Raw genomic sequence first — 21,869 nt, 5'->3', positions numbered from 1 at the left:
CGGCATCACTCTTCAATACGTAATCCGTAGGTTTTGAACTTCTCCAGCACGATGGCGATCGCCTCGTCATTCAGCACCGGTACCGGGTCGATAATCGCCAGCGTGCTGAGATAGAGCTGGGCCAGGACTTCCACTTCATGCGCCAGCCAGAGCGCTTTCTCCAGGCTGGCCTCGCAGGCGATCAGGCCATGATGCTGCAGCAGCGTGGCTTTGCGGTGCTTCAGCGCTACCGCGACATGCTCAGACAGCTCGCGGGTGCCGAAGGTGGCATAGGGCGCGCAGGGGATCGAATTCCCGCCGGCCGCGGCGATCATATAGTGGATGGCCGGGATGGGCCGGTTGAGGATCGACACCGCCGTACAATGGACAGCGTGATTGTGGACCACCGCCTGGGCATCGGGCCGCGTCTGGTAGGCCGCCTGATGAAAACGCCATTCGCTGGAGGGCAATTTTCCCTGCTCATGCTGGCCATCGGCATCAATAAAGACGATCTTGTCTTCCGTCAGCTTTTCATACGGGATACCGGTGGGGGTGATCAGCATTCCTCCCTGATAGCGCACGCTGACATTGCCGGCGGTCCCCTGATTTAACCCCAGGCGGGTCATTTCCAGGCAGGTATCGATAATCTGCCGGGCCAGTCTGTTTCTTTCCATTGCGTTCCTCTTTTGGTGACTCATCATCCGTCAACGGCAGGGCAACAGAAATATCGTCGGCTACCGTGGGATAGGGTGAATAATGGTCTTCATCATCAACCTGAATAATCAAAGGGGAATTTTCATGACTATATTTTGTGAACCGCGTCAATAATTCCGCCATGAATAAAGCAACCATGCCCATTAAGAGAGTGTTTAAAATGCCCGTTCTTAATAATATTTCATCAAGCGGGCATTTTATTTCTTTGTAACATTTGCCCGTTTTCCACGATATACATTCATTCGGTCATTAGCGTTGTGGTTTTGTGAATTTATTTTCTCAAACGGTCAGCGTTTTTGAAAAATTAAAGTGACAATTATCACATAAAATGGCCCGCAGATCGTTAAGTGTGACCATCATCATATTAACAGGCGGTTTTTATTTGAAAATGAAGTCATGAGTTCCGCCGTGACTTTCATTTCACTCACCGGCGCGTCACCTGAGCTCACTTAATTTTGCGGTCTGCTGCAGCACCAGACTGCGCCCTGAATGTTGTTGTAAATGCTTCTGAACTGATGAGGACGCTATGGGAAACACAACGATACCAACGCAAAGTTACCGCGCCATGGAGAGCGGGCAGAGTAAGAGCTACATTATTCCTTTTGCTCTGCTGTGCTCCCTCTTTTTTCTGTGGGCGGTGGCTAATAATCTGAATGATATTTTATTACCGCAATTTCAACAGGCCTTTACCCTGACTAATTTCCAGGCCGGATTAATTCAGTCGGCCTTTTATTTTGGCTATTTTATTATTCCCATCCCCGCTGGGATGCTGATGAAAAAATTCAGCTATAAAGCAGGAATTCTTACGGGTCTGTTTTTATATGCCTGCGGCGCCGCGCTGTTCTGGCCTGCCGCCGAAGTGATGAACTACACTTTATTCCTGATTGGATTATTTATTATCGCCGCCGGGCTTGGCTGTCTGGAAACGGCGGCCAACCCGTTTGTGACCGTTCTCGGTCCGGAAAGCGGCGGTCACTTCCGCCTTAATCTGGCCCAGACCTTTAACTCATTTGGCGCCATTATTGCCGTGGTATTTGGCCAGAGTCTTATTTTGTCTAACGTCCCGCATCAGCCGCAGGAGGTGCTGGATAAAATGACGCCAGAACAGCTCAGCGCCTGGAAGCACAGCCTGGTCCTGTCGGTACAAACCCCCTATATGATTATCGTGGCCATCGTCCTGCTGGTTGCCCTGCTGATCGTCTGTACCCGCTTCCCCTCCCTGCAGAGCGATGACCACAGCGACAGCGCGCAGAGCACCTTCCTCGCCTCGCTGACGCGCCTGATGCGCATCCGTCACTGGCGCTGGGCGGTGCTGGCCCAGTTCTGCTACGTCGGCGCGCAAACTGCCTGCTGGAGCTACCTGATTCGCTACGCTATCGAAGAGATCCCGGGCATGACGGCCGGTTTCGCCGCCAACTACCTGACCGCCACCATGGTCTGCTTCTTTATTGGCCGTTTCACCGGCACCTGGCTTATCCGCCGCTTTGCGCCGCATAACGTGCTCGCTATCTATGCGTTTATCGCCATGCTGCTCTGTTTGCTCTCCGCCTTCAGCGGCGGCCACGTCGGCCTGCTGGCCCTGACCCTGTGCAGCGCCTTTATGTCCATTCAGTACCCGACCATCTTCTCGCTGGGGATTAAGCATCTGGGCCAGGACACCAAATATGGCTCGTCCTTTATCGTCATGACCATTATCGGCGGCGGGATCGTCACCCCGGTGATGGGCTTTGTCAGCGACGCCGCCGGCAATATCCCGACCGCCGAACTGGTCCCGGCGCTGTGCTTCGCCATCATCTTTATTTTTGCCCGTTTCCGTTCACAAGCGGCGACGAACTAAACCTGTTATCCGCATAACCTGAGGGATCTGTAATGAAAAAAATCAGCTTACCGAAGATCGGTATCCGCCCGGTAATCGATGGTCGTCGCATGGGGGTCCGCGAGTCGCTGGAAGCGCAAACCATGAACATGGCGAAAGCCACCGCCGCGCTTATCAGCGAGAAACTGCGCCACGCCTGCGGCGCCCGGGTGGAGTGCGTGATTGCCGATACCTGCATCGCCGGCATGGCCGAGTCGGCCGCCTGTGAAGAGAAATTCAGCAGCCAGAACGTCGGCGTCACCATCACCGTCACCCCCTGCTGGTGCTACGGCAGCGAAACCATCGACATGGATCCGCTGCGCCCGAAGGCCATCTGGGGCTTTAACGGCACCGAACGTCCGGGGGCGGTCTATCTGGCCGCCGCGCTGGCGGCCCATAGCCAGAAAGGGATCCCGGCGTTCTCCATCTACGGACATGACGTGCAGGATGCCGATGACACCTCGATCCCGGCGGACGTCGAAGAAAAGCTGTTGCGCTTCGCGCGCGCCGGCCTGGCCGTCGCCAGTATGAAAGGGAAAAGCTATCTGTCGCTGGGCGGCGTCTCAATGGGCATCGCCGGCTCCATCGTCGACCACAATTTCTTTGAATCCTGGCTCGGCATGAAGGTGCAGGCTGTCGACATGACGGAGCTGCGCCGGCGAATCGATCAGAAAATCTATGATGAAACCGAGCTGGAGATGGCGCTGGCGTGGGCGGATAAACACTTCCGCTACGGCGAAGATCAGAACGCTGAGCAGTATAAGCGCAATGAAACACAGAGCCGCGCGGTGCTGAAAGAGAGCCTGCTGATGGCGATGTGCATCCGCGACATGATGCAGGGCAACCCGAAACTGGCGGAAAAAGGGCTGGTGGAGGAGTCGCTGGGCTACAACGCCATCGCCGCCGGTTTCCAGGGTCAGCGCCACTGGACCGATCAATACCCCAATGGCGATACCGCTGAAGCGCTGCTCAACAGCTCTTTTGACTGGAACGGGGTGCGCGAGCCATTTGTCGTCGCTACCGAAAACGACAGCCTCAACGGCGTGGCCATGCTGATGGGTCATCAGCTCACCGGCACCGCCCAGGTGTTTGCCGACGTGCGCACCTACTGGTCGCCGGACGCCGTTGAGCGGGTCACCGGGCAGCCGCTCACCGGGCGGGCGGAGCACGGCATCATTCACCTGATTAACTCCGGCTCTGCGGCGCTGGACGGCTCCTGCCAGCAGCGCGACGCGCAGGGCAACCCGACGATGAAACCTCACTGGGAGATTGAGCAGAACGAGGCGGATGCCTGCCTCGCGGCGACCGAATGGTGCCCGGCGATCCACGAATACTTCCGCGGCGGCGGCTTCTCTTCCCGCTTCCTGACCGAAGGCGGCGTACCGTTCACCATGACCCGGGTAAACATCATCAAAGGCCTGGGGCCGGTGCTGCAAATTGCCGAAGGCTGGAGCGTGGCGCTGCCCAAAGCGATGCACGACCAGCTCGACGCCCGTACCAACTCCACCTGGCCCACCACCTGGTTTGCCCCACGCCTGACCGGCAAGGGTCCGTTCAGCGATGTGTACTCGGTGATGGCTAACTGGGGCGCCAACCACGGCGTGCTGACCATCGGCCACGTTGGCGCGGATTTCATTACCCTCGCCGCCATGCTGCGCATTCCTGTCTGCATGCACAACGTGGAAGCGGCGAAAATCTACCGCCCCTCCGCCTGGGCTGCGCATGGCATGGATATCGAGGGCCAGGACTACCGCGCCTGCCAGAACTACGGGCCGCTGTATAAGCGTTAACAGGTTGGTTTCGCCCGGTGGCGCAGGCTTACCGGGCCTACAGATGCGCGCGGTCTGTAGGCCGGATAAGCGCCGCGCCATCCGGCGATGTTGTTTCGGGAGTCACTATGAAGCAAGACGTTATCCTGGTCCTCGACTGCGGCGCCACCAACGTGCGGGCGATGGCCGTTGACCGACAGGGAAACATTATCGCCCGCGCCGCAACGGCGAACGCCAGCGACATCGCGGCGGAGAACAGCGACTGGCACCAGTGGTCGCTGGAGGCCATTATGCAGCGCTTTGCCGACTGCTGTCGGCAGATCCATGACCAGCTGGCCTCCTGCACGGTGCGCGGCATCACCGTCACGACCTTTGGCGTCGATGGCGCGCTGGTGGATGAGCAGGGTGCCCTGCTGTATCCGATCATCAGCTGGAAATGCCCGCGCACCGCGGCGGTGATGGAGAATATCAGCCAGTATATGCCAGCACACCAGCTGCAGCAGATTGCCGGCGTCGGCGCGTTTGCGTTCAACACCCTGTATAAGCTGATCTGGCTGAAAGAGTGCCACCCGCAGCTGCTGGCGCAGGCCCATGCCTGGCTGTTTATTTCGTCGCTGATCAACCATCGGCTGACCGGGGAGTTCACCACCGACCTCACCATGGCGGGCACCAGCCAGATGCTCGATCTCCGGCAGCGCGATTTCAGCGCGCCAATCCTGCAGGCGACCGGCCTGCCGCGCCGCCTGTTCCCGCGGCTGGTTGAAGCAGGCCAGCCGATCGGCGCCCTGCTGCCGGAGGCCGCTGCGCTGCTGGGCCTTCCCGTCGGGATCCCGGTTATCTCGGCCGGGCATGACACCCAGTTCGCTCTGTTTGGCGCCGGCGCCGGGCAGGATGAGCCGGTGCTCTCCTCCGGGACCTGGGAGATCCTGATGGTGCGCAGCGCCCAGGTCGACACTTCGCTGCTCTGCGACTACAGCGGCTCCACCTGCGAGCTGGACAGCCAGCCGGGCCGCTATAACCCGGGAATGCAGTGGCTGGCCTCCGGCGTGCTCGAATGGGTGCGCAAGCTGTTGTGGAGCGCTGACACGCCGTGGCAGACGCTGATTGCCGAAGCGCAGGCGATCCCGCCCGGCGCCCAGGGCGTCAGGATGCAGTGCGACCTGCTCGCCAGCCAGCACGCCGGCTGGCAGGGCGTCACGCTCAACACCACCCGCGGCCATTTTTACCGCGCCGCGCTGGAGGGGTTAAGCGACCAGCTGGCGCAGCATCTGCAAACCCTGGAAAACATCGGCCGCTTCCGGGCGCAAGAGCTGCTGCTGGTGGGCGGCGGCAGCCGCAACGCGCTGTGGAACCAGATCAAGGCCGACCGGCTTGGAATACCGATCAAAGTTCTCGATGATGCCGAAACCACGGTGGCCGGCGCGGCGATGTTTGGCTGGTATGGCGTGGGCGAGTTCTCTTCGCCGGAACAGGCCAGAGCGCAGGTCGCGTACCGCTACCGCTATTTTTGGCCGCAAACTGAACCTGAATTAACAGAGGAAGCCTGAGATGCTCAAAACCATTTCCCCGCTGATATCGCCGGAGCTGCTGAAAGTGCTGGCCGAAATGGGCCATGGGGATGAAATCATTTTTTCCGATGCCCATTTCCCGGCGCACAGCATGGGGCCACAGGTGATCCGCGCCGATGGCCTGCGGGTCAGCGATCTGCTGCAGGCGATTATCCCGCTGTTCGAGTTAGACAGCTACGCGCCGCCGCTGGTGATGATGGCCGCCGTCGAAGGCGATGCGCTGGACCCGACGGTGGAACAGCGCTATCGGCAGGCGCTATCGGCGCAGGCCCCCTGCCCGGATATCGTGCGGATTGACCGCTTTGCCTTCTACGACCGGGCGCAAAAAGCCTTTGCGATCGTTATCACAGGAGAGCGTGCTAAGTACGGAAATATCCTTTTAAAAAAGGAGTCACGCCGTAATCTCATGCCGGAGCGTCTGCCTGATGCAGACGCTCAATCAATGATGGGATGAGAATAAATGAAAGCAGCCCGCCAGCAGGCGATCGTCGATCTCCTGATCAACCACAGCAGCCTGACCACCGAAACCTTGTCAAAACAGCTCAACGTCAGCAGGGAAACCATTCGCCGCGATCTGAGCGAGCTGCAGGCGCAGGGCAAAGTGCTGCGCAACCACGGCCGGGCCAAAGTGATCCATCAGCGCAGCCAGGACAGCGGCGACCCTTTTCACATGCGGCTGAAAAGCCATTACGCGCATAAAGCCGATATCGCCCGCGAAGCGCTGGCCTGGATTGACGAAGGGATGGTGATCGCCCTCGATGCCAGCTCCACTTGCTGGTATCTCGCCCGCCAGCTGCCGGACCGCCCGCTGCACGTCTTTACCAACAGCCAGCCCATCTGCCAGGAGCTGGCCAAACGCGACCAAATCACGCTCACCTGCTCCGGCGGCACTCTGCAGCGGAAATATGGCTGCTACGTGAACCCGGCGCTGATTTCCCAGCTGAAATCGCTGGAGATCGATCTGTTTATTTTTTCCTGCGAAGGCATCGACCCGCAGGGCGCGCTATGGGACTCCAATGCGTTCAATGCCGACTTTAAATCGATCCTGCTTAAGCGCGCGGCGCAGTCGCTACTGCTGATCGACAAAAGCAAGTTCAACCGCTCCGGCGAGGCGAGGATTGGTCATCTGGATGACGTGACGCATATTGTGTCGGATGCGCCGCAGCCTTAAGGGGAAGGCCGGAGGACGCGCACGCGTCTCCGGCCTGAGGGGGAAGGATTAACGCTCGTCGCGACGTCCGCCGACGGCGGCCCACAGGCGACGCACATGAACGGTCACCTCTTCACGATCGTGATACAGCTGACGCGCCTGGATCTGGGCGTTGATGCCGTGCTCGTCCAGTTGGGCCTGAATATAGGCCAGATTCTGCGACACCTCTTCATAGCGCTTTTTCATCGGCAGCTTGAGGTTGAAGATGGTCTCCCGGCACCAGCCGTTGACCAGCCACTGCGCCATCAGCGCCGCCACCTTCGCCGGTTTCTCCACCATATCGCAGACCATCCACGAGATGTTGTTGCGGTTCGGACGATAGCGGAAGCCATCTTCGCGCAGCCAGGTCACCTGGCCGGTATCCATCAGGCTCTGGGCCATCGGGCCGTTATCGACCGAAGAGACCCACATGTTGCGCTTCACCAGCTGATAGGTCCAGCCGCCCGGGCAGGCGCCGAGATCGACGGCATACATGCCGTTCGCCAGGCGCTCGTCCCACTCGTCCGCCGGAATAAAGACGTGGAACGCCTCTTCCAGCTTGAGGGTGGAACGGCTCGGGGCATCGGACGGAAACTTCAGCCGCGGAATGCCCATATAGAACGGTGAGTTGTTGTTGCTGTACGAGTAGCCGGTATAGCAGCAGCCGGGTGCGATAAAGAACACATGCACCACCGGTCGCTTTGGCGTTTCATAGTTGGTCAGCACGCCCGCCTCGCGCAGCGCCGCGCGTAACGGCACCGTGAACTTGCGGCAGAACTTCATCAGCTCTTTGCTTTCGTTGGTATCCGCCACTTCCACACGCAGCTCGCCACCCTTCTCCACCACGCCCTGCAGCATGCCGACGATCGGAGTAATGCGATCCTCCGGCGGCAGGTCGCGCAGCAGTTCGCCGACCACGAACATCTGACGGGCGAAAATCAGCGAGCTGAACGGCAGATCGCGTACCAGCTTCTCACCGTCGTCTTGCTGATAACCTTCAAAAATCACATAACCAGAGTCTTCTTTGACCCGGGCAAAACCAAACACCTCAAGGCGGGCGGCCTTATCGGTAATTTCTGCTGCGCACTCTTTCTCAAACCCAGGGCGACAATAGAGGACAACCTTATTCATGAACAACGCCCTTACGTTTCAGACGAATTGCACCAATTAACATTAAAACCCAACCGGCGAGGAAGCTTACGCCGCCCACCGGGGTCACGAACGCCCACAGACGTAAATGAGACAGCGCCAGACAATAGAGGCTGCCGCTGAACAGCACGGTCCCTAACGCCAGAAACACGCTGCTCCAGTAGAACCAGATACTGATCCGACGCTGCATCGCCACCGCCAGACCAAAAATCGCCAGGGTATGGAAGGCCTGATACTCCAGGCCGGTATGGATCCAGGCCATCTCCGCCGCGCCGAGCGATTGACTTAATACATGCGCGCCAAAGGCACCCAGAGCCACAAAGATAAAGCCGCTAATCGCGGCGAATATCAGCATAAAACGGCTGGTCATGTTTTTACCCTACAAGTATTTATTGTTCATAACGAAAGCGGAATTTTTCTTGCTCACTTGCCGCTTTCGCCAGGATCCATTGCCGGAAAGCGGCTATTTTACCCAGTTCTGCCTGACTGTCATGGCAAACAAGGTAAAACGCATTCTTACTGACCAGAACATCATTAAACGGACACACCAGACGACCGGCTTCAATTTCGGACTGCGCCATCACGTTGTTGGCCAGCGCCACACCCTGCCCGTGAATGGCCGCCTGCAGCACCATCGCGCTATGGCTGAAAATCGGCCCCTGTTGCACATTAATATGGCTTAGACCAAGCTGGCGGGTATAAGTTTGCCAGTCGCGACGGGACGCATCGTGAAGCAGCGTATGTTGCGCCAGATCGGCAGGCGTTTTCAATGCTTTGTCGCCGGTGAGCAAGAGCGGGGAACAGACCGGCAGCAGATACTCGGCGTACAATTTTTCCACACGCAGGCCCGGCCAGTTGCCGCGGCCGTAAAAAATCGCCACATCGACATCGTCCGCCAGCTTATCCTCCTGGCGGTCCACCGCCTGGATCCTGACGTCGATTCCCGGATAAGCTGAGTTAAAGCTTGTCAGTCTCGGCACCAGCCACTGAATGGCGAAACTTGGCAATAAACTGACCGTTAATGCCCCTTTGGCGCTGCGCGCCTGCAGTTTACGCGTCGCTTCCGTCAGTTGCGAAAAAATCTCTTTAATATCCTGAAAATAGCTCTGCCCTTCTTCCGTTAACAGCAGCGAACGATTGCGCCGCCGGAACAGCTTAAGGCCCAGAAAATCCTCGAGAGACTTGATTTGATGGCTGACTGCGGCCTGCGTCACAAAAAGCTCATCGGCTGCCCGAGTGAAGCTGAGATGACGTGCGGCTGCATCAAAAACACGTAATGCATTCAGAGGTGGTAATCGCTTCGACATGGTTATTCTGGCTTAGATGTTAACTCAATTTAACAAATAGGAAACAATGATTAACCTATTAGTTTTTTTTATCTGAGCCATTATAAATTGTCCGTTGAGGTTCTACCAGCAAATACCTATAGTGGCGGCACTTCCTGAGCCGGAACGAGAAGCTTTTTTTGGAATGCGTGTTCCATCAAGCTTTTGGCTTACGGTTGTGATGTTGTGTTGTTGTGTTTGCAATTGGTCTGTCTTTGCAGACCCTGGTAGCAAAGCTACCCCTTTTCACTTCCTGTACATTTACCCTGTCTGTCCATAGTGATTTAATGTAGCACCGCAACGCGCGGTGCTTTTTTTTGCCTTTTTACTGCCTTACTCGTCCAGCTCACCCAGCTGTTTCACGTCAGAGCGATTGATCTGCTGTTTGTTGCCCCACGCGTCCTTATACGAGATCATGCCAGTATCATTATCGGTTTGCGGTTTCCCGTCGGTAACGATGGTTCGCCCATCATTGGTATGCATCACATAGTTAGAGGAACAGGCGCTCAGGCCTAAAGTCAGCATACAGGCAGAGATAATCGCAGCGGCCTTAGTCATTTTCATTTTTCTCTCCTTACGGCTATTTATACTATTCGTGACTCGTTAAGTAATAGGTTAAAACACAAACCCAACACTTTTCAGCATAACCCTCTTTGACCCACCTGGAGTCACATTCGGACAATTCCACAGGGCACAGAGGCCTTGTCACGCCCGGCAAATTGCGCGACGATCGCGGGATTGATACGAGGAATTCCATGAACGCATTCAACCCGGCGCACTTTCGCGCGCAGTTTCCGGCTCTGGCCGATGCCGGCGTCTATCTCGACAGCGCGGCGACCGCGCTCAAACCGCAGGCGGTGATCGACGCCAGCGACCAGTTTTATCGCCTGAGCGCCGGCAACGTCCATCGCAGCCAGTTCGCCGCCGCCCAGCGGCTGACCGAGCGCTACGAGGCGGCCCGCGAGCGCGTGGCGGCATGGCTTAACGCCCCGTCCGGCAAAGATATCGTCTGGACGCGGGGAACCACCGAGGCCATCAATATGGTGGCGCAGAGCTACGTCCGGCCGCGCCTGCAGCCTGGCGATGAAATTATCGTTAGCGAAGCCGAGCATCATGCCAACCTCGTGCCCTGGCTGATGGTAGCCGGGCAGACCGGCGCCAGAGTGGTCAAACTACCGCTTGGCGCTGACCGCCTGCCGGATATTGCCAGCCTCAGCGCGCTCATCACCCCGCGCAGCCGGGTGCTGGCCATCGGTCAGATGTCCAACGTCACCGGCGGCTGCCCGGACCTGGCGCAGGCTATCCGCCTTGCTCACGCCGCCGGGATGGTAGTGATGGTCGATGGCGCCCAGGGCGCGGTGCATTTCCCCGCTGACGTGCAGGCGCTGGATATCGATTTTTACGCCTTTTCCGGCCATAAGCTATATGGCCCGACCGGGATCGGCGCCCTGTACGGCAAAAGCGAGCTGCTGGCGGCGATGTCGCCCTGGCTCGGCGGCGGGAAAATGATCGCCGAGGTCAGCTTTGACGGCTTTACGCCGCAGCCGGCCCCTTATGGTCTCGAGGCCGGCACGCCGAATGTCGCCGGGGTAATCGGCCTTAGCGCCGCCCTGGAGTGGCTGGCGCAGAGCGATATCGGCCAGGCGGAAAACTGGAGCCGCAGTCTGGCGAGTCTGGCGGAAGAGGCGCTGGCGAAACGGCCGGGCTTCCGCTCTTTCCGCTGCCAGCAGTCAAGCCTGCTGGCCTTTGAGTTCGACGGTGTTCATCACAGCGATCTGGTGACGCTGCTGGCGGAGTCCGGCATTGCTCTGCGCGCCGGGCAACACTGCGCCCAACCGCTGCTGGCGGCCTTAGGGGTCAGCGGCACGCTGCGGGCCTCTTTCGCCCCCTACAATACCCAAGACGATGTTGCGGCGCTGGTCCACGCGGTGGATCGCGCCCTGGAAATTCTGGTGGATTAATGACAACTCTGCACCCCTTCGGCACAACCATTACCGACGCCACGCTGCGCCAGACCTTCGCCCCGCTGAACCAGTGGGAGGATAAATATCGTCAGCTGATTTTATTGGGCAAAAAGCTGCCGACGCTGACCGATGAGCGCAAAGCGCAGGCCCGGGAGATTGCCGGGTGTGAAAACCGCGTCTGGCTGGGCTATGAGGAGGATGCCGAGGGCAGGCTGCACTTCTTTGGCGACAGCGAAGGACGGATTGTGCGCGGTCTGCTGGCGGTACTTTTGACCGCCGTGGAAGGCAAAAGCGCCGCTGAGCTGCTGGCGCAGGATCCGCTGGCGCTGTTCGACGAGTTGGGGCTACGCGGCCAGCTCAGCGCCTCGCGCAGCCAGGGCCTCAGCGCCCTCAGCGAGGCAGTGCTCGCCGCCGCCCGCGAGGTTGAGGTTTAAGCTCATCCCGGGGGCGGCGCTTGACGCGCCTTGCCCGGGCTACGGGCTCATGCAGTTTTGTCGCCCGGACAGGTGCGCAGCGCCGCCTCCGGGGAATTGTCCTGTAGACCGGGTAAGGCGCCTGCGCCGCGGCCCGGGATTTACGTCGTCTGCCGCTCCGCCTTCGCCAGCATCTTCTTCAGAGCATGCGATACCGCGACGAAGCCAAAGGTCGCGGTCACCATGGTAGCCGCGCCAAAGCCGGAAGCGCAGTCCATCCGTTTCGGCCCTTCCGCCGTGCTCTTCATCGCGCAGACGCTGCCGTCCGCTTGCGGGTAGACCAGCGCTTCCGTAGAGAAGACGCAGTCCACGCCGAGCTTGCCTTTGCTGTTTTTCACCACCCCAAACTGGCTTTTCAGCCGCTCGCGCAGTTTAGCCGCCAGCGGATCCTGGATGGTCTTCGCCAGGTCAGCGACCTGGATCTGCGTTGGGTCAATCTGACCGCCCGCCCCGCCGGTGGTGACCAGCGGCACTTTGTAGCGGCGACACCAGGCGATAAGCGCCGCTTTCGGCCGGACGCTATCGATCGCGTCGATAACATAGCTAAAGCCGACGCCAAGATATTCCGCCACGTTTTCCGGGGTCACGAAATCATCCACCACCGTCACCCGACACTCCGGGTTGATAAGACGAATACGCTCCGCCATCACTTCCGCTTTCGCCAGCCCGACGTTGCCGCTCAGGGCATGGATCTGGCGGTTGGTATTGGTGACGCAGACATCGTCCATATCGATAAGGGTGATCGCCCCGATGCCGGTTCGCGCCAGCGCTTCCGCCGCCCAGGAGCCGACCCCGCCGATCCCGACCACGCAGACGTGGGCATCGGCAAAACATTGCAGCGCTTTTTCACCATATAAACGTGCCGTACCGCCAAAACGCTGGCGCCAGGCATCGCTGATTACAACAGACATAGAACCTCAGAACAAAATGACAGCGCCCGGAGGCCGCCGTAAACGGCGTCATCCGGGCGCCCTGGTCAACAGGCAGGGCCAGGGGAGTTAGCCGCTAAAAACATTCCCCGCGCCCGGGGCGTTTTTCAGCACCCATACGCGGCCATAGTGGTTATACCAGCCGGCACGGTGGCCTGCGTCAGGCCCAATGCCCTGATAGATGTCGAAATGCTGGCCTTTGATGGCCCCGCCGACGTCGAGAGCGACCATCAGGCGCAGTTCGTACTGGCCGTTAAACTTGCCGTTATTATCCAGCAGAGGCACCTCGGCCAGCAAGGTGGTTCCCGGCGGAATAATCGACCGGTCGGAGGCCACCGAGGCGCGGCCGATCAGCGGCACAGCGCTGGCCCCTTTCACCGGCGCGAAAGACTGCGGTTTAAAGAACACGAACGACGGGTTCTGCTCCAGCAGCTCGCGCACTTCCGCTTCGCTGTGCTTTTCACCCCACTCGCGGATCGCCTGCATCGACATATCTTCTTTCTTCACTTCCCCGCGGTCGATCAGCACTTTGCCGATGCTGCGATAGGGCCAGCCGTTTTTCCCGGCATAGCTAAAGAAGTTGAGCGGCGAACCATCGCCAAAGTCGATATAGCCGCTGCCCTGCACGTCCATGATGAAGTTATCCATCAGCGAATTGCTGTACGCCAGCACATAGTTATCGCTCAGCGCGCCGGCATAGATGCTGGCGCGGGACGGCAGCTTACCGCGTTTCGGCGGCATCCGGTAAATGGGGTACTGGAATTCGCCCTGACGAGTGTGGCGCGCCTGCACTACCGGCGTGTAATAGCCGGTAAACTGGACGTTGCCATAGTTGTCGGTGCCCTGCATCTGCCAGGCGTCGATGCCAAACTGGCGCAGCGTGCGGGTGTCGCCGCCGGCGCGCAGCCACTCCTGCAGCGCGTTATAGACGTTGCTCTGGCTATTATAGAGGCGCGGCGAGGCGTTACGAATTTGATTAACCTGTTCGGAGAAGTCGCCGGCGTTGATCGGCGCCCCGACGGCATCCGGCTGGTTTACCAGTGAAAACGGCTGGGTGAACTTGCCATCGCTATATTGCTGACCGCGGTCGGTCGGTTTTGAGGAACAGGCGGCGAGCATAGCCAGCATTGCCACCGTCGCTACATATTTTGCCCAACGTCCTTTCATGGTGTCTCATCTTTTGCTGCGAAGCCTTAGTGCGTGTTGAAGATAACAAAGCGCCGGGGCTATTGAAATGCGCGATCTCATCGATGGCACAGATTTGTGTAAAAAAACACCACAACGTGGCGTTTTATAAGCCAATTCTTACAAAAATGTCGATTTGGTCGAAAAAAGGTTGCATCATCTCGCTAGCGGAGTATAGTGCGCTTCCACGGACGCGGGGTGGAGCAGCCTGGTAGCTCGTCGGGCTCATAACCCGAAGGTCGTCGGTTCAAATCCGGCCCCCGCAACCAGTTAAAATTTGATGAAGTACAAAGCAGTACGGTGACGCGGGGTGGAGCAGCCTGGTAGCTCGTCGGGCTCATAACCCGAAGGTCGTCGGTTCAAATCCGGCCCCCGCAACCAATCAAATTTGACAAAGTAAAGCAGTACGGTGACGCGGGGTGGAGCAGCCTGGTAGCTCGTCGGGCTCATAACCCGAAGGTCGTCGGTTCAAATCCGGCCCCCGCAACCAACATCATAAACACCCTCAAGGGTGTTTTTTTGTTTCTGCCGCCGGCAAACCTCTGCCGAAAACGGGAACGGCCGTTGCCGCCCCCATCTCCTGCTTACCCCTTAGGTAACACAATATTGCTTGCCGCCAGCATGCCCATGCGATGGTACATCGCGCAGGCTGCCTCGACGATCGGCATCGCCAGCGCCGCGCCGCTGCCTTCTCCCAGACGCATGCCCATATTGAGATACGGTTCGAGGCCCAGGTGCGCCAGCGCGATACGCGCCCCCTTCTCCGCCGAATAGTGGGACGGGATCAGATACGGTTTTATCTCCGGCGCTATCTGGCACGCCGCCAGCGCTGCGGCGTAGGAAAGAAAGCCATCCAGCACCACCGGCAGCCCACAGGACGCCGCCCCCAGCATCACCCCCGCCATCCCCAGCAGATCGAAACCACCGACTTTGCTCAGCACATCGAGACCATCATTCGGGTCGGGCTGATTGACGGCGATAGCCCGCCGCACCACCTTCACCTTGTTGCCAACCTTCGCCAACGGCAGATTGGCGCCAATCCCGACCACCTCCTGCGCATCGCTGCCGGTCAGAACGCTGACGATCGCCGCCGCCGGCGTGGTATTGGCCATCCCCAGCTCGCCGACACCAAACAGAGTAACGCCCTCCCGGGCCAGCGCGCGGGTGTAGCGCATAACCTCCAGTAGCAATTCCTGCCCCTGCTCACGGGTCATGGCCGGGCCGCGGGCAATATTGCCGCAGCCCCGCGCCACCCGCATATTCACCACCCCGGGGAGCGGTTCGCTATCGATACCGACATCAATTACATACACTTGCGCCCCGGCCTGGGCGGCGAGCACGCAGACGCCGGTGGTGCCGCGGGTCATATTGGCTGCCTGGATGGCGGTGACCGCTTTCGGCGAAATCGCCACCCCTTCGTCCCACACCCCATGGTCGGCGCACATCACCAGCAGCGCCTTTTTCGCCACCTGCGGCTGGCCGCCCAGGCCGGGCATTCCCGCCAGCTGAACCGCCAGCGCCTCCAGACGGCCGAGGCTGCCGGGGGGCTTAAGCAAGCCGTCGATATGGTGTTGTGCCCGCACCATGGCGTCAGCGTCCGGCGCGGGGATCGCCCGCAGAACCGTGTTTAAATTTTCCATACAGAATCCCTGCCAGGGCTGGCCCGGTCAGCCAGCGATTGAGTTATTTGATTTTGACGCCGATGCCGGAGACCACCAGCCAGACCGCATCCGCCGCGGCCGCCAGGCGCTGATTGACCCGCCCGGCGATATCGCGAAAATGCCGCGCCAGGCGGTTCTCCGGCACAATGCCCATCCCCACCTCGTTGGTCACCAGCACGACGTGCGCCGGGCAGCGCTGACAGGCGGCAATCAGCACGCCAATTTCGTCATCAATAGCCCGCTCCATGGCGGCGTAATCCCAGCCGTCGGGGTCGCTGTCGCCGCCGAGCGCGAACAGCAGGTTGGTGACCATAGTGGTGATACACTCCAGCAGAATCGCCTCTGCTGGGGCGATAGCCGGGGTGATCAGTTCATCAAGCTGCTGCCAGCGCTCGGCGGTGCGCCAGTGGGCGGGCCTGCCGTCGCGATGGTGCTGGATCCTTGCGGCCATCTCGTCGTCAAAGATTTGCGAGGTGGCGATATATAACACCTGCGGCGCATCGGCAATCAGCGCCTCGGCATGGCGGCTTTTGCCGCTGCGCGCGCCGCCGGTAACCAGAGTCAGCATAGGGGCTCCTGATGTTGGCGCATGATGGCGTAAATTTTATCGATGGCGATATGTTCGCGCATGGCGTCCGCCAGCCGATCAAACTGCCGGGTTTTATAGCGGGCATACTCCAGGGCGCTATCCAGCGGCGCCAGCCCTTTGCGCTGGCGCAGGCCGTTGAGCAGCGCCCGGGTAAAGGCATCGCTGTCGAACAGGCCATGGAGATAGGTGCCGAACGCCAGGCCGTCGTCGCTTATCGCCCCGTCCTCTACTGACTGTCCCGCTTTATGCAGCTGCAGCAGCGGCGGGATGCCGGCCTCACGGCGCGTCTCGCCCATATGAATTTCGTAGCCACTGACATGCAGACCTGCCGCGTCGGCTAACCATTCCGGGAGGTTAGTTCCCAGTGTCGCCTGCACCTGGGTGGTGGTTTTGTGCTGGGCGAAGTGGGTCACGGTCTTCAACACCCCCAGTCCGGGCTGGGTGCCAAGGCCAGACTCCACCTCATCGATAATGGTTTCGCCGAGCATCTGATAGCCGCCGCAGATCCCCAGCACCGGCACCTTGCGCTGCCGGGCCTGCTCGACTGCATGCGCCATGCCGCTCTCGCGCAGCCAGCACAGATCGCCGAGGGTATTTTTACTGCCCGGGAGAATGACCAGGTCGGCGTCGGCCAGCGCCTGCGGGTCGCGGACATAGCGCACCCGGACGTCTGGCTGCGCCGCCAGGGCGTTAAAGTCGGTAAAATTGGCGATATGCGGCAGGTGAACCACGGCGATGTCGATGTCGCGCCGGTCGGTGCGATGGTATTTCCCGGCCTGCAGCGCGACGCCGTCCTCATCCTCGAGATCCACGTCAAGCCACGGCATAACGCCCAGCACCGGCACCCCGGTCAACGCCTCGATCTGCTCTATCCCGGAGCGCAGGAGCGCCACATCGCCGCGGAATTTATTGATAATCACCCCTTTCACCCGCGCCCGCTCCTGAGGCTGCAGTAGCGCCAGCGTACCGTAAATCGAGGCAAACACCCCGCCGCGGTCGATATCGGCCACCAGGATCACCGGGCATTGCGCCATCTCGGCCATGCCCATATTGACGATATCGCGGTCGCGCAGGTTAATCTCCGCCGGACTGCCGGCCCCTTCCAGCACCAGCGCCTCATACTCTCCGGCCAGGCTCTGGTAGACCGCGAGGATCTGCTCGCGCAGGCGCGGCTTGTACTGGTGATAGCTCACCGCGTCCATGCTGGTCGCCACCTGCCCCATCAGGACCACCTGCGCCTGACGGTCGCTGGTGGGCTTGAGCAAAACCGGATTCATGCGGACATCCGGGGCGATCCCGGCCGCTTCGGCCTGGAAAATCTGCGCCCGACCCATCTCTTTGCCATCCGGCGTAATGCCGGAGTTCAGCGCCATATTCTGTGATTTAAACGGCGCGGTACGCAGCCCATCCTGATGAAAAATGCGGCACAGTCCCGCCACCAGTACGCTTTTCCCCACGTCGGAAGCCGTGCCCTGCAACATCACTGCCAGCGTCATGACGCCTCCTTTATCGCGCCTATCGCGTTGTTGTGCATCCGCTGAAAAAACTCCGCTTCGGTTTTACACAGCGGCAATCCCAGTTCGCTATGAAGTTTCACCAGCCACGGCTGGGTCAATCCTGCCCGGTCCATGATCGCCGCGCAGGCAAAGACCTCCCCGGGATCCCCCTCGGCCAGCACTTCGCCGTGACGCAGAACGTAAACGGCGTCGCTCACCTCATAGATCAGATCGATATCGTGGCTGGAGATCACCACATGCCGGCCCTGTTCGACAATGCGCCGGATGATGGCGATCATCTGCGCCCGTCCGCGAGGATCGAGGCCCGCGGTGGGCTCGTCAAGCAGCAGGTAGCGCGCCTGCAGCACCAGCGCCCCGGCGATCGCCACCCGTTTTTTCTGCCCATGGCTGAGGCACTGGATCGGCTGCTGGCGAAACCCCTGGGCATCGACGAGGGTCAACGCTTCATCCACCCGGCGGGCGATCTCCTCTTCCGCCACCCCGAGGTTGCGCAGACTAAAAGCGATATCGCTGTCGATATCGGTATAGAAGATTTGCTGATCCGGATCCTGAAACACCGTCGCCACCTGCTGGCGCAGCGCCAGCAGACCGCGCTTGCTGTAATTCAGCGCCTCTCCCTGCCACAGCACCGCCCCCTGCTGCGGGCGCAGCAGGCCGCTCAGGTTCATAAACAGCGTCGACTTTCCGCAGCCGTTGGCCCCCACCAGGCCGGTCACCGCGTGGCGGGAAAAATCCAGCGTCAGCCCTTTGAGTACCGGCTCATCCTGATAGCGAAACCAGAGATCGGTTGTGGCAAGCATACTTATCCTTAGAGGTGAAAATCACCCTGGTACAATTTGATATCCAGCGCGGTGCTCATCTGCTGATAGCGCAGGAGGACGCGAGTGAACAGCAGTCCCACCAGCATCGCCAGCGAGCGATAGCCCTGCGGCACGCTACCATAGCCAAAACGCAGGGTTTGCGCGCGGTGAATCGCCATCGCCTCGTCCAACAGAATAAAAATGAAGCGCCAGGTCAGCAGGATCTGCTCCGTCAACAGTCGCGGTACGCGACCGCGCTTGAGCAAGATAATCAGCTGTGGGAAAGGCAGATTAAGCACCAGCCAGAGCGTGGCCGCCATCGCCGCCAGGCTGCGCCAGAAGGTCTCCCCGGCCACGACCAGCCCCGGAGTGGACACTCCTATAGAGAAAGCGCCCAGCCGGATGCTGGCTAACAGCATCTGCGGGTCGCGGCTGACGCTGAACACAATGGTCAGCACGCCGACCAGCAAAAAGCCAAAGGGTAGCGCCATCCAGCGGCACCAGCGCCAGAATGAGACCCGCAGCAGCCAGCAGGTCAGCGCGGCGGTCAGCGCCAGCGTCAGCGCCTGGCCCCACGCCGGCAGCGTAAAGGCCAGCACCATCAGCAGCAGCCAGAGCAGAAACTTACGCTCTGGCGCCACCTGCAACCAGCGGCTCTGGTAGCTGAGTCGGTCAAACCCGGTCATCACGGCGCTGCCTGCCCCTCGCATACCCGAGAATGTAAAAAATCACCGCCGCGCCCAGCGAGCCCTGCAGGGTAAACAGCAGGCTCTCAATCTCGCCGCTCGCCGGTTCGTACAGCGGCTGGAACCAGGGTTGATAATCCGGCGCCACCACCTGGATCTGGCTCTCCGCTTCGCCGTCCGAACCGCCAAACTCACCGCCATGATTAATAAAAAAGGGCAGGATCATCAGGGCAACCACCATCGCCAACAGGATCAGGGGCTTTTTCATATTAATGTCCCTCCGCGGCGATCAGCCGCCGTTTGGTCAGTTGATCGTAGATCATCACGGTAAGCAATCCTTCCGCGATGGCGATCGGGATCTGCGTCAGGCAGAAGATCCCCATAAACTTCAGGATCGATCCACCTGCCCCGGTGGCCGGATCGGGAAAGGCCACCCCGAGCTGGACGGAGGTGACAAAATAGGTCATCAGATCCGCCAGCATGGCGCAGAGAAAGACCCCGACATCGCGACGGATCCCCGCCCGGCAGGCCAGCTTCCACACCAGATAGCCGACCATCGGGCCGATCACCGCCATCGACATCCCGTTAGCGCCAAGGGTGGTCAGGCCGCCATGCGCCAGCAGCAGCGCCTGGAACAGCAGAACGATCGCCCCCAGCACCGCCACCACGCCCGGCCCGAAGAGGATCACCGCCAGACCAACGCCGGTCGGGTGCGAGCAACTGCCGGTCACCGACGGGATCTTCAGCGCCGAAAGAACAAAAATAAACGCCCCGCAGAGGGCCAGCAGCACCTTCTGATTGCTCTCCTCCTGGACGATACGCCGCAGGCGCACCAGGCCGTACCACAGGCAGGGTAAAAACAGCAGCCACCACGCCAGCGCCCACATCGGCGGTAAAAAACCCTCCATGATATGCATGGCGAACGCCTCCTGCGGGACGATGATCAGCAGAACAGCCGCCGCCAGCCCCCCGTACGAAAGCTGCTTCAGCGATTTCACCTGATTCATTACGCCTCCTCCCACTGTTTGTTAACCAGGATGGTCGAGAAATAGGGCAGCGGCTGGTCATCGCTGACCTCGCGCAGACGGCGCCAGCACTGCTCGCCCGGCAGGGTGGCCTCTGACATCATCAGCGCCGCATCCAGCAGCCCCGCCTGCGCCAGCAGCGCCTTAATGCGGGCGAAGCGGCCGTAGACTTTCATCAGCACCAGACTGTCATGCTGGCGCAGCGCCGCGGCAATGTCCGCTTCCGGCGCGGTACAGGAGATCACCGCCAGCGACTGCTGCTCCATAGCCAGCGGGGTTTTCGCCCGCGCGGCAATGGCGGCGAAGGAGGTAACGCCAGGGACAATCTCCAGCCAGTCCGGGCAGCCAATCCGCTGCAGCAGAAAGACCCAGGTGCTGAACAACATGGCGTCGCCGAGGGTGATAAATCCGACCTGCCTGCCCGCCGCCACCTCCTGGGCCAGCGCCGCGGCAACGTCGTTCCACACCGCCTCTTTTTCCGCGCTGTCGGCGCTCATCGGAAAATGGCAGCAGCGGACCTCCGTGTGTGCGCCAAGGTACTCGCGCACGATGGAGAGCGCGAGGCTGTCGCCGCCTTTGCGGCCGGCTGGCGCATACAGCACATCCAACTGGCCGAGGATCCGCGCCGCACGCACGGTGATCAGATCGGCCGCCCCCGGCCCGGTGCTCAGGGCGTAGAGTTTGCCGCTCATGCTGCTTTCTCCATCGCGTTATTCAGCGCCTGCTGCAGATGGGCGACAAACATCGCCCGCACCGCCGGATTTTCCCCTAACCCGTTCAGCCACGGCGTGGCGGGGATGCCGGCGGCATTGAAGCGGGTTTTCCACGAATCGTCTTCGTCGGAGGCCATATCATTAATGGCATGATCGCCGGCCACCAGCATCAGGGGCATCAGATGCACGCCGGTCACGCCCTGGCGGGAGAGTTCGTTAATGACGATGTCCACTTCGGGATAGCTTTCCACCGCCCCCACCCGCGCCGGAAAACCCTGCACCGCCATCATATGATCCAGACAAGCGTAGGCCGCGAAGGCGTGGTGGCTGGCGCCGTGCCCCATAAACACCACTCGCTCCGTCGCCGCCAGCGGCGGCATCTGCTGGCGCAGGGCCTGCATCAGCTGAACATAATCGCCATGACCGCTCAGCAGCGGCACGCCCAGCGTCAGGCGCTGAAAGCGCGGGCGCAGGCTCTGCACTTCGCGAACGATCTTCTCGTACTCGTCGCCGTTGATAATGTGCAGGGACTGGATCGCCACATCCTGGTACCCCTGCTCAGCCAGCTTTTGCAGGGCCTGCAGCGGGGTATCGATATGGATACCGTCGCGCTGCCGCAGTTTGCGAATAATCATCCCCGAGGTGAAGGCGCGGAACAGCGTGCGATCCGGACAGCTGGCGGCCAGATCGCGCTCGCAGGCGGTAATGTTCTTCTCGCGGGTGTCGTGATAGCTGGTGCCGAAGCTCACCACCAGAAGTGCTTTTTTCATATCCTGTTC

The 21,869-nt window shown here is 60.2% G+C and carries 23 protein-coding genes and 3 tRNA genes; 10 read left to right on the top strand and 16 right to left on the bottom strand.

What is annotated here, in order from left to right; all coding sequences use genetic code 11:
• Positions 1-5: 5 nt before the first annotated feature.
• On the bottom strand, positions 6-653 hold the full coding sequence (gene fucA, locus AC3EMD_RS04885) for an L-fuculose-phosphate aldolase (RefSeq protein ID WP_012540715.1): 648 nt from the start codon (positions 651-653) through the stop codon (positions 6-8).
• 566 nt (positions 654-1,219) lie between these two features.
• On the opposite strand from fucA, the gene fucP reads away from it, so the two are divergent.
• The 5 genes from fucP (at position 1,220) to fucR (ending at position 7,056) form a co-directional block, all read left to right on the top strand.
• Positions 1,220-2,530, top strand: coding sequence for an L-fucose:H+ symporter permease (gene fucP, locus AC3EMD_RS04880; RefSeq protein WP_020317279.1), 1,311 nt, complete (start codon positions 1,220-1,222; stop codon positions 2,528-2,530).
• 32 nt (positions 2,531-2,562) lie between these two features.
• Complete coding sequence (fucI, locus tag AC3EMD_RS04875) at positions 2,563-4,338, top strand: L-fucose isomerase (RefSeq protein WP_012540713.1); 1,776 nt, start codon at positions 2,563-2,565, stop codon at positions 4,336-4,338.
• Positions 4,339-4,445: 107 nt separating this feature from the next.
• Positions 4,446-5,864: an L-fuculokinase gene (fucK, locus tag AC3EMD_RS04870; protein WP_088717932.1), complete on the top strand. Its 1,419-nt coding sequence runs from the start codon at positions 4,446-4,448 to the stop codon at positions 5,862-5,864.
• A gap of 1 nt (position 5,865) precedes the next feature.
• Positions 5,866-6,339 (top strand): L-fucose mutarotase, encoded by a 474-nt coding sequence (gene fucU / locus AC3EMD_RS04865; protein WP_302073959.1) that lies wholly within the window; start codon positions 5,866-5,868, stop codon positions 6,337-6,339.
• A 6-nt stretch (positions 6,340-6,345) separates the two neighbouring features.
• On the top strand, positions 6,346-7,056 hold the full coding sequence (gene fucR, locus AC3EMD_RS04860; RefSeq protein WP_012540709.1) for an L-fucose operon activator: 711 nt from the start codon (positions 6,346-6,348) through the stop codon (positions 7,054-7,056).
• 48 nt (positions 7,057-7,104) lie between these two features.
• On the opposite strand, the gene rlmM is transcribed toward fucR, so the two are convergent.
• The 4 genes from rlmM to AC3EMD_RS04840 form a co-directional block, all read right to left on the bottom strand.
• Positions 7,105-8,205 (bottom strand): 23S rRNA (cytidine(2498)-2'-O)-methyltransferase RlmM, encoded by a 1,101-nt coding sequence (gene rlmM, locus AC3EMD_RS04855; RefSeq protein ID WP_008806275.1) that lies wholly within the window; start codon positions 8,203-8,205, stop codon positions 7,105-7,107.
• A complete protein-coding gene (locus tag AC3EMD_RS04850) occupies positions 8,198-8,593 on the bottom strand; it encodes a DUF423 domain-containing protein (RefSeq protein WP_002915543.1) in 396 nt (131 codons plus the stop codon). Before AC3EMD_RS04850 ends, rlmM begins: the two co-directional genes overlap by 8 nt.
• Before the next feature lie 19 nt (positions 8,594-8,612).
• Positions 8,613-9,530, bottom strand: a complete 918-nt coding sequence (gene gcvA / locus AC3EMD_RS04845) for a glycine cleavage system transcriptional regulator GcvA (protein WP_002915545.1) — start codon at positions 9,528-9,530, stop codon at positions 8,613-8,615.
• 351 nt (positions 9,531-9,881) lie between these two features.
• Positions 9,882-10,106 carry a YgdI/YgdR family lipoprotein gene (locus AC3EMD_RS04840; protein ID WP_002915549.1) on the bottom strand — a complete coding sequence of 75 codons (225 nt, stop codon included), beginning with the start codon at positions 10,104-10,106 and terminating at the stop codon, positions 9,882-9,884.
• Positions 10,107-10,303: 197 nt separating this feature from the next.
• Here AC3EMD_RS04840 and csdA point away from each other — a divergent pair, with 197 nt between their 5' ends.
• Both csdA and csdE read left to right on the top strand, forming a co-directional pair.
• The gene (gene csdA / locus AC3EMD_RS04835; RefSeq protein ID WP_008806276.1) at positions 10,304-11,509 is read left to right on the top strand and encodes a cysteine desulfurase CsdA; all 1,206 of its coding nucleotides are present in this window, start codon (positions 10,304-10,306) and stop codon (positions 11,507-11,509) included.
• Positions 11,509-11,946, top strand: a complete 438-nt coding sequence (gene csdE / locus AC3EMD_RS04830; RefSeq protein WP_008806277.1) for a cysteine desulfurase sulfur acceptor subunit CsdE — start codon at positions 11,509-11,511, stop codon at positions 11,944-11,946. The genes csdA and csdE overlap by 1 nt, the downstream gene beginning before the upstream one ends.
• A 140-nt stretch (positions 11,947-12,086) precedes the next feature.
• Here the strand turns inward: csdE and tcdA are convergent, their stop codons facing one another.
• Both tcdA and mltA read right to left on the bottom strand, forming a co-directional pair.
• Positions 12,087-12,896, bottom strand: coding sequence for a tRNA cyclic N6-threonylcarbamoyladenosine(37) synthase TcdA (gene tcdA / locus AC3EMD_RS04825; RefSeq protein WP_008806278.1), 810 nt, complete (start codon positions 12,894-12,896; stop codon positions 12,087-12,089).
• An 87-nt stretch (positions 12,897-12,983) separates the two neighbouring features.
• Positions 12,984-14,081: a murein transglycosylase A gene (mltA, locus tag AC3EMD_RS04820; RefSeq protein WP_302073958.1), complete on the bottom strand. Its 1,098-nt coding sequence runs from the start codon at positions 14,079-14,081 to the stop codon at positions 12,984-12,986.
• 210 nt (positions 14,082-14,291) lie between these two features.
• On the opposite strand from mltA, the gene AC3EMD_RS04815 reads away from it, so the two are divergent.
• From AC3EMD_RS04815 to AC3EMD_RS04805, 3 genes are all read left to right on the top strand, one after another.
• Positions 14,292-14,368: transfer RNA gene (locus AC3EMD_RS04815), tRNA-Met, on the top strand.
• A 35-nt stretch (positions 14,369-14,403) separates the two neighbouring features.
• Positions 14,404-14,480: transfer RNA gene (locus AC3EMD_RS04810), tRNA-Met, on the top strand.
• Positions 14,481-14,512: 32 nt separating this feature from the next.
• A tRNA-Met gene (locus tag AC3EMD_RS04805) sits at positions 14,513-14,589 on the top strand.
• A gap of 94 nt (positions 14,590-14,683) precedes the next feature.
• On the opposite strand, the gene cobT is transcribed toward AC3EMD_RS04805, so the two are convergent.
• Genes cobT through cbiK form a run of 9 tightly spaced genes read right to left on the bottom strand, consistent with a single transcriptional unit; the run spans position 14,684 to position 21,860 of the window.
• The gene (gene cobT / locus AC3EMD_RS04800) at positions 14,684-15,739 is read right to left on the bottom strand and encodes a nicotinate-nucleotide--dimethylbenzimidazole phosphoribosyltransferase (RefSeq protein ID WP_302073957.1); all 1,056 of its coding nucleotides are present in this window, start codon (positions 15,737-15,739) and stop codon (positions 14,684-14,686) included.
• Positions 15,740-15,782: 43 nt separating this feature from the next.
• Positions 15,783-16,328, bottom strand: a complete 546-nt coding sequence (gene cobU, locus AC3EMD_RS04795; protein ID WP_002915611.1) for a bifunctional adenosylcobinamide kinase/adenosylcobinamide-phosphate guanylyltransferase — start codon at positions 16,326-16,328, stop codon at positions 15,783-15,785.
• Positions 16,322-17,845, bottom strand: a complete 1,524-nt coding sequence (locus AC3EMD_RS04790; RefSeq protein WP_302073956.1) for a cobyric acid synthase — start codon at positions 17,843-17,845, stop codon at positions 16,322-16,324. The genes cobU and AC3EMD_RS04790 overlap by 7 nt, the downstream gene beginning before the upstream one ends.
• Entirely contained in the window at positions 17,842-18,666 is an 825-nt protein-coding gene (locus AC3EMD_RS04785; protein ID WP_302073955.1) for an energy-coupling factor ABC transporter ATP-binding protein, read from the bottom strand. The genes AC3EMD_RS04790 and AC3EMD_RS04785 overlap by 4 nt, the downstream gene beginning before the upstream one ends.
• An 8-nt stretch (positions 18,667-18,674) precedes the next feature.
• The gene (locus tag AC3EMD_RS04780; protein ID WP_008806284.1) at positions 18,675-19,352 is read right to left on the bottom strand and encodes an energy-coupling factor ABC transporter transmembrane protein; all 678 of its coding nucleotides are present in this window, start codon (positions 19,350-19,352) and stop codon (positions 18,675-18,677) included.
• On the bottom strand, positions 19,339-19,620 hold the full coding sequence (locus AC3EMD_RS04775; protein ID WP_008806285.1) for an energy-coupling factor ABC transporter substrate-binding protein: 282 nt from the start codon (positions 19,618-19,620) through the stop codon (positions 19,339-19,341). Before AC3EMD_RS04775 ends, AC3EMD_RS04780 begins: the two co-directional genes overlap by 14 nt.
• 1 nt (position 19,621) lies before the next feature.
• A complete protein-coding gene (gene cbiM / locus AC3EMD_RS04770) occupies positions 19,622-20,359 on the bottom strand; it encodes a cobalt ECF transporter S component CbiM (RefSeq protein WP_008806286.1) in 738 nt (245 codons plus the stop codon).
• Positions 20,359-21,069 carry a cobalt-factor II C(20)-methyltransferase gene (locus AC3EMD_RS04765; RefSeq protein ID WP_012540689.1) on the bottom strand — a complete coding sequence of 237 codons (711 nt, stop codon included), beginning with the start codon at positions 21,067-21,069 and terminating at the stop codon, positions 20,359-20,361. The genes cbiM and AC3EMD_RS04765 overlap by 1 nt, the downstream gene beginning before the upstream one ends.
• On the bottom strand, positions 21,066-21,860 hold the full coding sequence (gene cbiK, locus AC3EMD_RS04760) for a sirohydrochlorin cobaltochelatase (RefSeq protein ID WP_008806288.1): 795 nt from the start codon (positions 21,858-21,860) through the stop codon (positions 21,066-21,068). Before cbiK ends, AC3EMD_RS04765 begins: the two co-directional genes overlap by 4 nt.
• Between the last annotated feature and the right edge of the window lie 9 nt (positions 21,861-21,869).

The organism is Klebsiella sp. PK18 (assembly GCF_057784655.1).
This window is presented reverse-complemented; position numbering and strand designations above follow the sequence as displayed.

Bases quoted from the DNA above. Each gene is read 5' to 3' on its own strand.
- AC3EMD_RS04840 (WP_002915549.1), bottom strand. From the start codon at position 10,106: ATGACTAAGGCCGCTGCGATTATCTCTGCCTGTATGCTGACTTTAGGC.
- cbiK (WP_008806288.1), bottom strand. From the start codon at position 21,860: ATGAAAAAAGCACTTCTGGTGGTGAGCTTCGGCACCAGCTATCACGAC.
- rlmM (WP_008806275.1), bottom strand. From the start codon at position 8,205: ATGAATAAGGTTGTCCTCTATTGTCGCCCTGGGTTTGAGAAAGAGTGC.
- fucU (WP_302073959.1), top strand. From the start codon at position 5,866: ATGCTCAAAACCATTTCCCCGCTGATATCGCCGGAGCTGCTGAAAGTG.
- csdA (WP_008806276.1), top strand. From the start codon at position 10,304: ATGAACGCATTCAACCCGGCGCACTTTCGCGCGCAGTTTCCGGCTCTG.
- fucK (WP_088717932.1), top strand. From the start codon at position 4,446: ATGAAGCAAGACGTTATCCTGGTCCTCGACTGCGGCGCCACCAACGTG.
- AC3EMD_RS04790 (WP_302073956.1), bottom strand. From the start codon at position 17,845: ATGACGCTGGCAGTGATGTTGCAGGGCACGGCTTCCGACGTGGGGAAA.
- AC3EMD_RS04850 (WP_002915543.1), bottom strand. From the start codon at position 8,593: ATGACCAGCCGTTTTATGCTGATATTCGCCGCGATTAGCGGCTTTATC.
- gcvA (WP_002915545.1), bottom strand. From the start codon at position 9,530: ATGTCGAAGCGATTACCACCTCTGAATGCATTACGTGTTTTTGATGCA.
- fucA (WP_012540715.1), bottom strand. From the start codon at position 653: ATGGAAAGAAACAGACTGGCCCGGCAGATTATCGATACCTGCCTGGAA.
- cobU (WP_002915611.1), bottom strand. From the start codon at position 16,328: ATGCTGACTCTGGTTACCGGCGGCGCGCGCAGCGGCAAAAGCCGCCAT.
- fucP (WP_020317279.1), top strand. From the start codon at position 1,220: ATGGGAAACACAACGATACCAACGCAAAGTTACCGCGCCATGGAGAGC.
- fucR (WP_012540709.1), top strand. From the start codon at position 6,346: ATGAAAGCAGCCCGCCAGCAGGCGATCGTCGATCTCCTGATCAACCAC.
- fucI (WP_012540713.1), top strand. From the start codon at position 2,563: ATGAAAAAAATCAGCTTACCGAAGATCGGTATCCGCCCGGTAATCGAT.
- AC3EMD_RS04785 (WP_302073955.1), bottom strand. From the start codon at position 18,666: ATGCTTGCCACAACCGATCTCTGGTTTCGCTATCAGGATGAGCCGGTA.
- AC3EMD_RS04775 (WP_008806285.1), bottom strand. From the start codon at position 19,620: ATGAAAAAGCCCCTGATCCTGTTGGCGATGGTGGTTGCCCTGATGATC.
- AC3EMD_RS04780 (WP_008806284.1), bottom strand. From the start codon at position 19,352: ATGACCGGGTTTGACCGACTCAGCTACCAGAGCCGCTGGTTGCAGGTG.
- AC3EMD_RS04765 (WP_012540689.1), bottom strand. From the start codon at position 21,069: ATGAGCGGCAAACTCTACGCCCTGAGCACCGGGCCGGGGGCGGCCGAT.
- tcdA (WP_008806278.1), bottom strand. From the start codon at position 12,896: ATGTCTGTTGTAATCAGCGATGCCTGGCGCCAGCGTTTTGGCGGTACG.
- cobT (WP_302073957.1), bottom strand. From the start codon at position 15,739: ATGGAAAATTTAAACACGGTTCTGCGGGCGATCCCCGCGCCGGACGCT.
- cbiM (WP_008806286.1), bottom strand. From the start codon at position 20,359: ATGAATCAGGTGAAATCGCTGAAGCAGCTTTCGTACGGGGGGCTGGCG.
- mltA (WP_302073958.1), bottom strand. From the start codon at position 14,081: ATGAAAGGACGTTGGGCAAAATATGTAGCGACGGTGGCAATGCTGGCT.
- csdE (WP_008806277.1), top strand. From the start codon at position 11,509: ATGACAACTCTGCACCCCTTCGGCACAACCATTACCGACGCCACGCTG.